Origin of the sequence: Nostoc sp., from assembly GCF_036917135.1 — a bacterium.
Taxonomy (GTDB): domain Bacteria; phylum Cyanobacteriota; class Cyanobacteriia; order Cyanobacteriales; family Nostocaceae; genus Nostoc.
Map to the genome: position 1 here is coordinate 92,081 of NZ_JBALEA010000033.1, position 9,435 is coordinate 101,515.

The 9,435-nt window shown below is 43.5% G+C and carries 8 protein-coding genes and 1 tRNA gene; 3 read left to right on the forward strand and 6 right to left on the reverse strand.

Going from position 1 to position 9,435, the window contains the following annotated elements:
- Nucleotides 1-224 precede the first annotated feature (224 nt).
- From ftsH2 to lgt, 6 genes are all read right to left on the reverse strand, one after another.
- Nucleotides 225-2,111, reverse strand: coding sequence for an ATP-dependent zinc metalloprotease FtsH2 (gene ftsH2 / locus V7K50_RS10170; protein WP_334959611.1), 1,887 nt, complete (start codon nucleotides 2,109-2,111; stop codon nucleotides 225-227).
- A gap of 623 nt (nucleotides 2,112-2,734) precedes the next feature.
- Entirely contained in the window at nucleotides 2,735-3,229 is a 495-nt protein-coding gene (locus V7K50_RS10175; RefSeq protein WP_334959613.1) for a hypothetical protein, read from the reverse strand.
- Between the two features lie 309 nt (nucleotides 3,230-3,538).
- A complete protein-coding gene (gene gltX, locus V7K50_RS10180) occupies nucleotides 3,539-4,984 on the reverse strand; it encodes a glutamate--tRNA ligase (protein ID WP_334959614.1) in 1,446 nt (481 codons plus the stop codon).
- A gap of 139 nt (nucleotides 4,985-5,123) precedes the next feature.
- A tRNA-Asp gene (locus tag V7K50_RS10185) sits at nucleotides 5,124-5,197 on the reverse strand.
- Nucleotides 5,198-5,269: 72 nt separating this feature from the next.
- Complete coding sequence (cobM, locus tag V7K50_RS10190) at nucleotides 5,270-6,034, reverse strand: precorrin-4 C(11)-methyltransferase (RefSeq protein ID WP_334959616.1); 765 nt, start codon at nucleotides 6,032-6,034, stop codon at nucleotides 5,270-5,272.
- 230 nt (nucleotides 6,035-6,264) lie between these two features.
- Nucleotides 6,265-7,158 (reverse strand): prolipoprotein diacylglyceryl transferase, encoded by an 894-nt coding sequence (lgt, locus tag V7K50_RS10195; RefSeq protein WP_334959618.1) that lies wholly within the window; start codon nucleotides 7,156-7,158, stop codon nucleotides 6,265-6,267.
- A gap of 293 nt (nucleotides 7,159-7,451) precedes the next feature.
- Here lgt and coaD point away from each other — a divergent pair, with 293 nt between their 5' ends.
- The 3 genes from coaD to V7K50_RS10210 all read left to right on the forward strand — a co-directional run bounded on the left by coaD (nucleotide 7,452) and on the right by V7K50_RS10210 (nucleotide 9,047).
- Nucleotides 7,452-7,997: a pantetheine-phosphate adenylyltransferase gene (coaD, locus tag V7K50_RS10200; RefSeq protein WP_334959620.1), complete on the forward strand. Its 546-nt coding sequence runs from the start codon at nucleotides 7,452-7,454 to the stop codon at nucleotides 7,995-7,997.
- Entirely contained in the window at nucleotides 7,913-8,575 is a 663-nt protein-coding gene (locus V7K50_RS10205; protein ID WP_334959622.1) for a DivIVA domain-containing protein, read from the forward strand. The genes coaD and V7K50_RS10205 overlap by 85 nt, the downstream gene beginning before the upstream one ends.
- Before the next feature lie 145 nt (nucleotides 8,576-8,720).
- Complete coding sequence (locus V7K50_RS10210) at nucleotides 8,721-9,047, forward strand: Ycf66 family protein (protein ID WP_334959624.1); 327 nt, start codon at nucleotides 8,721-8,723, stop codon at nucleotides 9,045-9,047.
- Nucleotides 9,048-9,435 lie beyond the last annotated feature (388 nt).

The window sequence follows — 9,435 nt, forward strand, 5'->3', positions numbered from 1 at the left end:
CACCGAGGAATAGGAGTTTAAGAGGTTTCTGGCGTAAGTCCTAGAATTGAAGGAGGCAGCAGGAGTCGAATCGCTGACTGCATTCCTCGATCATCTAGACTTTATCAACTGGCTCTGAAAAAACCAAAATTTTAGGCAAAAAAATGAGGATGGTATACGGCATCCTCATTTTATTTTTTGTTATTTTACTTATTTCCAGATGGTAGCTAGACTTGAGTCAAGTATTACAGTTGAGGTACGTACTGTTGCTTCTCAGGCACTTCAGCGTACTCAGCCACAATCTGGCGAAATTCTTCGCCATCAATGGTTTCCTTTTCAATGAGCAGATCGACTAAGCGATCGCTCACAGTCCGATGCTCACGGATAATCTTCTTAGCATTTTCATAGCATTCTTCCACGATCGTTCGCACTTGTCCATCAATGCGAGAAGCGATGGATTCGGAATACTCAGATCGGGTTGTCCAGTCACGACCCAAGAATACTTCTCCCTGCTGGCTTTCTAACGACAGTGGTCCTAAGTCGGACATCCCGAAACGAGTCACCATTTGCCGCGCCATTCCTGACAACTGCTGCAAGTCTCCACCTGCACCAGTTGTGACTTCCGCAGCCCCAAAAATCACCTCTTCAGCAGCCCGACCACCCAAAGCACCAGTAATTCTGGCTTTGAGTTGAGAACGAGAAATTAACCCCTGTTCTTCGTTGGGTGTAAACCAAGTTAAACCCTGTGCTTGTCCTCTTGGGATGAGTGTGACTTTCTGTACTGGGTCATGGTCTTTTAACAAAGTCCCAACCAAGGCGTGTCCAATTTCGTGGTAGGCAATTAAGCGCTTACTCTTGCTGTCCACCAAAGGAGTACCTTCCATCCCAGCGACTACGCGATCAACTGCATCATCAATTTCGCGGAGGGTGACCGCTTCTTTGCGTCTTCTGGCGGTGAGAATTGCCGCTTCGTTGAGTAAGTTGGCTAAGTCAGCACCAGTGAATCCAGGAGTGCGACGAGCGATCGCATCTAAAGATACACTAGGGTCTAGTTTCTTGTTCCGTGCATGGACTTGCAAGATTTCCAAACGCCCTTTGATATCGGGTGCATCAACTGTTACTTGGCGGTCAAAGCGACCGGGACGCAACAATGCCGAGTCTAATACGTCAGGACGGTTGGTAGCAGCAATAATAATGATGCCTGTGTTACCCTCAAACCCGTCCATTTCCGTGAGCAATTGGTTGAGGGTTTGCTCTCTCTCGTCGTTACCGCCACCGATACCAGCGCCCCGTTGTCTGCCTACAGCGTCGATTTCATCGATGAAGATAATACAGGGGGCGTTGTCTTTGGCTTTCTTGAACAAATCACGGACGCGGGATGCACCCACACCAACGAACATTTCCACAAATTCCGAACCGGAAATACTGAAGAATGGTACACCTGCTTCGCCAGCGATCGCTTTTGCTAGTAAGGTTTTACCAGTTCCAGGAGGTCCAACTAACAACACTCCCTTGGGAATCCGTGCGCCTACAGCCGTAAATTTTTCTGGCTGTTTCAGGAAGGTGACAACTTCTTGCAATTCTTCCTTAGCTTCTTCGATCCCGGCTACGTCGTCAAATTTGACCCCGGTTTTGGCCTCCATTTGGAAACGCGCTTTAGATTTGCCGAAGTTCATCGCTTGACCTGGCCCACCGGGGAGGTTGCTAGAACGGCGGAACAAAAAGAACAGTCCGGTAATCAATAAAACTGGAAACACGAGATTGCCCAATAATCCCCAAATTGCGCCATCATTCCGCATGGGGTGAGCATCAAAACTAATGGCTTTTTCTTTCAGCTTGCTAATTAACTCAGGAGCGTTAATAGGCAAATCTACCCGCCACCTTTGGACACGATTTTCAATGTCTGGATCGCGGGCTTCGATAATTGCAGTCCTACCACCTTCGTACAAATCTACGCTGGTGACGCGATCGCCGTCTAAGTATTCTAGAAAGCGGCCATAAGTCATGCGGGTATTCGCTGTATTCTTACTCATGTCGGCAGGAGCGCCTGCAAAAGCCCCTTGCCAAAAGAAAAAGCCAATTACCAAAGCTGGCAATGTCCAGAGTACTACGACTTTCCAAGAGAATTTCATCTTAATTTGCCTCTAGATGCATATACAACTCATCAGCCCTAGCAACAGAATGTTCATCACTATGTGACTTTAAGCTGTTAAACGGATGTTTATAAATCCATTTTGTTTAATTTGACCTCTTATATGCACTGCTATAGAGCGATCGGCCTATTATGGCAATGCCAACAAGAATCTTAATCAAAGTTAACTTAATTTTAATACAATATCGCACGATAAAAGGGAGCGCAACGGGATGCAAAGACACCGAGAATTTCTTCAGAATGGTTCTCGTGTCGTTCAAGCCGCTCTCAATCTTCATTCTGGGGACTGGGGACACTTCTCTACGAGAGGCTGCGCCAACGACAAGCTCAGTGCATCGCTGGGGACTGGAAAAATTAGTTGAACCCTAATTATTTAATCTAAGTAAGTCGGTGAGAAGAAATCAAACTAGATTAAGTAATTTAAAAAATATTGAGATTAGTTCGTAGTGAGGACTTTAGTCCTCTTATGAGGGCTGGAGTCGCTCTCTCCGAGACGCTACGCGAACACTACAAACCTTGAATTATTCACGCCGCTCTACTTAATCCCCAATACCTAATCATTAGCTTCCAATCCCCAGTACCCAATCCCCAGTACCCAATTCCCTACTTAACTTCTGTAATTTTTAGAGTGTAAGGGAGATACTTACCTTTTTGGTAGGAGCCAACCCAAATTTGGTAACTTCCAGGTAGCCATTCACCAACAATGCCAGCATTTTTACCATCAAAATCGTCATTACACCAAGTACCGCCGGGTCCTTTGATAATCATGGTGGTGTCTTCAGGACTCTGCACTTGCAGCTTCAGGTAGTCAAATTTACTTGTTAGGGATAATGTGTGGTCTGGTGTTTCATCAACAAATCCCGTACAAGGACCAGTAGCTGTTTCACTCCTCGCAGCTACTTCATTCCCAGATATTGAACCACCACTCATCCCGCGAACTGTCATGGGGTCTGGCGAAAACTGAGAGCCAATGGTGACATCTCCAAATATCGTTGGCGCTTCCTGAGCATCAGTCACAGCATTAACTGTCGATATGATGAAGACCGTAACTATCATGAACGATAATCTCATCCCTCTATTGAGCGCTTTTGTCGGCATTGTAATTACATTCGCTTCTAAGTGTTTTTGAAGACATGAATTTTACACACCAAGTTCCCAACATCAGGATAATTGACTACTAAGAAATTCAAAATTCACAATTTAGAAATTGAATCACAGTAGGCTTTCTGGCTACTGATTGTAGGCAATTTAAATACTTGTCAGCTTATTTTAGATTTGAAATTGGGGATAATTCATTAGTAATTAGTCAATGATTTCTTGTTCCCATAGTTGCTCTACCTTATGGATAGGGGCGCACGTTCGTGCGCCCCTAAAATCTAAAATATTTCTAAAATCTGGAAGTAATCGCTAATGAGCTTCTGTTATTGCCCGATTCAAGCGGGGCTGATCTAAACCAATTTGATTTAGTAGTAACCAAGATTGGATTAGATCGGGGCCATGAACATCTCCAGTTAAGGCTGCTCTGAGCGATCGCATTACTAAGCCTTTTTTGACTTTTTGTTCTTTCACCACTTGTTTAATAATCTCCTGGGCCGCGGCTTCCGACAGTTGCGGCTGATTTTCTAAAGCTGTGACAATCGCTTCAAGAACAGCAACAGAACCTTCTTGCTTCAGTTGCGTACTACCTTCCTCGCTAAATTCAACTGTGTCGCTAAAAAACACTTGGCTTTGAGCTACTGCATCTACCAGGCGAGTCAAACTTTGGCTAATTAAAGTTACTAGTTGCTCTAACCAGGGGCGATCTCTTCCACCATCAAATTTATACCCAGCCCCTTGCCAGTAGGGTATGAGTAAATCCGTAAGTTTATCTACTGGCGTATTGTGGATATACTGACTGTTCAACCAATCTAGCTTGTCCCAGTCAAACTTTGCACCTGCTTTATTTACACGCTCAAAGCCAAATTCTTTCGCTGCTGTATCTAAGGTAAATATTTCTTGCGTCGAGTCTGGTGGCGACCAACCCAGCAATGTCATGTAATTCACCAAGCCTTCAGCAGTAAAGCCCATTTGCTGAAAGTCAGAAATGGAAGTAACACCATCTCGCTTAGAAAGTTTGCGTCCTTCCACATTCAAAATCAAGGGCGTGTGGGAAAACTCTGGGATTTTTGCACCGATTGCTTCATACAGTAAAATTTGCTTGGCGGTGTTGGCGATGTGGTCTTCTCCCCGGATGACATGGGTGATTTGCATATCGATGTCATCGACTACAACGACAAAGTTGTATAAAGGTTGACCACTACCCTCTTCTGAGGCGCGGGCGATGACCATATCACCACCTAAATCGCTACCTCGCCAAGACATCTTTCCCCTTACTAGGTCATTCCAGACAATTTCCCGCCCATCTTCGATTTTGAAACGAATCACAGAGGAACGACCTTCTGCTTCAAATGCGGCGCGTTGTTCTGGGGTGAGGTTGCGGTGACGGTTGTCATAGCGAGGTGCTTCACCTCTAGCTTTTTGGGCTTCTCTGAGTGCCTCTAGTTCTTCGGAAGTGGTATAGCAGCGATAGGCTAATCCTTGATCTAGCAGTTTTTGTACTGCTTCTTTATAAAGATCCAAGCGTTGGGATTGGAAAAATGGCCCTTCATCCCAGTTCAGCCCTAGCCAGCGCAGTCCTTCAAAAATATTGTCGGTGTATTCGGGACGCGATCGCTCTAAATCTGTGTCTTCTATTCGCAGTATAAATTTCCCGCCGTGGTGACGGGCAAATAACCAATTAAATACAGCCGTTCTAGCTGTACCAATATGTAAATTTCCGGTTGGACTCGGCGCAATTCTGACTCTGACAGTCACAGTTAATTCTCTCTTTTGCAAAGCATGATAAATGTAGCTTATATTCAAACCCTGAATTCTGAGTCAATCCCTGTGGGTAATTCAAAATCGAAAATCACCGAAGTTCAGTTCAGTGATTCACTACTCATAAATGTTAGAACGGGACTGACGGGGCTCGAACCCGCAACTTCCGCCGTGACAGGGCGGTGCTCTAACCAATTGAACTACAGTCCCTTGTTTGTCAACTTTGCTATTATCACTATTTTTTTTCTACTTGTCAAGTGTTTTGGAGTTGGCATAGGAATTTTAATTATGAGACGAGCGAAATAGATGACTATGTTCGGGATGATATAAACGCGATCGCCCTGTTGCTGGTGAGAGTGCTGGACTGATGATATAAAGTGTAGTGCGAATTAGTTTTTCTTGATGAGTACAGTCTGCCATTTGATTCAGGGGGACAACCCTAATTTTTTCATCGGGCCAGCCGATGCGAAAGCAAATGGCAATGGGGGTTTCGGCTGGGTAATGTTCAAGTAGTTTGGCTTGGGAATTTTCGACATGACGCGCACTTAAATACAGGCAGAGGCTAGCCTGATGTGCCGCAAGAGTGGCTAATTCTTCAGTAGCGGGGACTTCTGTACGTCCGCTAATGCGCGTCAAAATAATCGTCTGGACTAAACCAGGGACAGTTAATTCTACTTTCAGTTTGGCAGCAGCAGCTTGAAAAGCGCTGATACCGGGTATGACTTCAAAAGGAATATTTGCCTCTGCTAGGAGGTGCATTTGCTCGTGGATGGCACTGTAGAGGCTAGGATCGCCAGAATGGAGACGGACGAGAGATTTGGATTGCGATCGCACCCGATCGATCATAATTGGCAAAATCTCTTCTAAAGTCTGATTTGCAGTTCTAATTATCTCTGCATCTTCTCGGCAAAGTTCTAAAATCTGTTCGGGTATTAAAGAATCAGCAAATAAAATCACATCAGCCGCAGTCAGTAATTTCTGTGCCTTCACCGTTAATAAATCAGGATCTCCAGGGCCTGCTCCCACAATATACACAGATGGTTCCATAGCATATAGTGTTTTTTTATAGCTTAGGTTTTCTGTATATTCACCTTTAAAAGAACACACGGCAATCCCTCAAAAATTTTTTGGCAGATTCTTCAGTATCTTTCCGGATCTACCCTCTTTCTCTAGTAGAGAGTAATGGTAGATGCACCCTGGTTAAGCCCTAGAGAATACTCTGGGGCATTTTTTATTTTTGGGAATTGGGAATTGGGAATTGGGCATGGTTATTTTCCTCATCTCCCACTCTCGCCATTTCCTTTAAGAGTAGGAACTACATCGGGTAAGGGGCGTTTAAGTAAGTAAAGCCAAGCTAATCCAACTAATCCCAATAAAATTCCTAGAATACTGACTACTTGTGCCATCCGTAATGGTCCCAGCATCAAGCTATCGGTGCGAAAGCCTTCAATCCACAAGCGCCCTAAGCTATAGGCTGGCCAGTAAACTAGAAACAGTGTGCCTACCTTCAAACGGGGCTTACCGGATAAAGACCGGAAAAACAACGTTATTAGTAGCGCAAACACCATTAAATCCCACAGAGATTCGTAGAGGAAGGTGGGATGAAAGTAATCGAAACTAGCATAGTCTAGAGGACGGCGATCTGGTGGAATATAGAGCTTCCAGGGTAAATCAGTGGGATCGCCAAAAGCTTCAGAATTAAAGAAATTACCCCAACGTCCGATCGCCTGCCCTAAAATCAGCGAAGGCGTAACTAAATCTGCTAGTTGCCAGAAAGAAACCTGCTTGATTTTGGCAAAGATTAAGGCAGCCGAAACGCCACCAAGAATCGCTCCGTGAATGGCAATACCTCCTTCCCAGATCGCAAAGATTTTTCCTGGAGTTGGGGCATATTTTGACCACTCAAACAAAACGTAATATAGCCTTGCGCCAGGAATTGCCCCAATCAACAACCAAAAGAACAAATCGCCTAGCAACTCAGGATTAACATTACGGCGCTTTGCCAATTCCTGGGAAAGGATAACGCCAATTAAAACTGCTGTGGCAATCAACAAGCCATACCAACGGATACTTAAATGGATACCTAGTATATCTAAATCTAATTTCACCAGAATCGGTCCTGGAGAAGTAAACTGAAACGCCAAAGGCAAGGCGGAAAAATCCAGTGCCATCAAAAATTACCTAGAAAAGTTCGTTAATTACCCGCGCACTTTACTAAGTACGGAGTTTTTTGTGTCTCGGATACTGGAACTACACTTGAATCCTCCACCACATTGTGGGGACCTAGGTAAAAATCCAGCCCATATTTAGGAGTCTAGTTCCTAATGCCTAGTTGAGCATAACTTGTGCCACTAAAACAATTGAATTTAGCATCTTTACCCAGAGCGCAAGATGGTAAATTTGAGTAGGTTACGTAAAACTGTTTCGATATAATCACGTAAATAACTTTGATATATTTAAAATTGTGATTGCTATTTATCCTGGTAGCTTCGACCCCATCACCTTGGGACACCTTGACCTCATTGGGCGCGGTAGTCGGCTGTTTGAGCGGGTGATTGTCGCTGTACTGCGGAACCCTAACAAAATTCCACTTTTTAGTGTGGAGCAACGGCTAGATCAGATCAGTCATTCTACACAACATCTACCTAATGTAGAAGTAGACAGCTTTGATGGTCTTACCGTCAACTATGCTCAAATGCGACAAGCACAAGTTTTGATCCGGGGTTTACGGGCTGTGTCAGATTTTGAAGTGGAACTGCAAATGGCTCACACCAATAAAACTCTTTCTACCCAAATAGAAACAGTTTTTCTTGCAACCTCAAATGAGTATAGTTTTTTAAGTAGTAGTGTGGTAAAAGAGATTGCAAGGTTTGGTGGCTCTATCGATCATCTCGTTCCCCCACACATTGCCCTGGATATATACCAATGCTACAATCAGAAATCTCCAATGTTGATCTCAACGGAAGCAACCCCCCACCTCAAGAGTCTCTCGGTGGAGAGGGAAGTATAGATATTCAGCAGGAACTCAACCGCCTAGAGGAAATAGTTCTCTCTAGTCTCAGAATTCCGTTGACGGGACGCACACTCATTGATGAAGAAAAGCTACTAGATCAGCTTGATTACATCCGGGTGGCTTTACCATCACTTTTTCAAGAAGCAGCAGCAGTTCTCAACCAAAAGGACGAGATTTTGCTGGAAGCGGAAGAGTATGGGCAACAGGTTGTTGAGGCTGCACAAGCAAAAAGAGCGCAAATTTTAGCTGAAAGCGATATTATTCACCAAGCGGAACAGGAAGCTGAACAACTGCGGCGACAAGTGCAACAAGAGTGTGAGGGAATAATGCAAGAAACCCTCGCGGAGATTGACCGCAAGCGGTATGCTTGTCAGCAAGAGTTAGAGTTGATGCGACAAACTGCGATCGCTCAGGCTCAAGAAATTGAAGATGGTGCCGATCAATATGCCGATGGACTTTTGGGAAATATTGAGCAGGATCTCAAAGAGATGTTGCGAATTGTCACCAATGGACGCCAACAACTGCAAATTGATAATCTCACCCAGCGCAATTCACCTTCTGGCAAAAAAAGATAGAGGTTATAACCAGAGATGAGGAAAAATCATCGGTTGGGTTTCGCTATTGCTTAACCCAATAATTTTCATAAAGGAAGACTTTTAGGGAATCTACTGAGTAATAGATTTAAAATTTTGGCTTGTAATTAAGCAGGATTTTTAATAAATGCTTACTTTCGCTCAAGTGAATTTTGGAGTAAATATAGCTGGTTTAATTGGAATTATTTATTTGCTTTGGGCAATTATTTATTTAATTTTAACAGTAGCTTGGCTATCCCAACGTGGAACCAGACTTAGAGGTTGGGCTTTAGCACTTTATATTATCCAACTTATATTTACGCCAATTATAATGTTGTTAAGTGGAGCAATCTTGATGTATCAAGGTTGGCGTTTAGATCCAGTTCTTCAATTTGAGCAATTTTTATTGTTGCTATTAATTCTTTATCTGAGTATCAAAGATATTGTAATTAATGCCGTTTATAGAGATAGATGATTTTAATATTAAAATAATTTGATTAATAATATTTATTTTGAAAACTTAGAAAAATCGGTAACAGGTAACGAGAAAAGTACCTAATCCTAATCCTTAATATACTTCAGTGCGATCGCTATTGGTTAATTTGCTTTTGCATCCCTTGGTAGTTAGAATCTGTCATGGAAATGTCAACCGTGTAAAGATTTGCAAATGATTTGCGTAGTTCCCGGAACTCAAACTGGACAATAAATAGGTACATGCTATGTAGTACGCGCAAGATCAGTCATTAAAGGAGCATTGTAATGAGTTTTGGTCAGTGGTTTGTCGGTCTGGACAATGGTTTTACTGTCTCTGATGGCGGATGGACTAGCTTTGACCAATATCCGCGTCAGCTTGGTGATGTCAA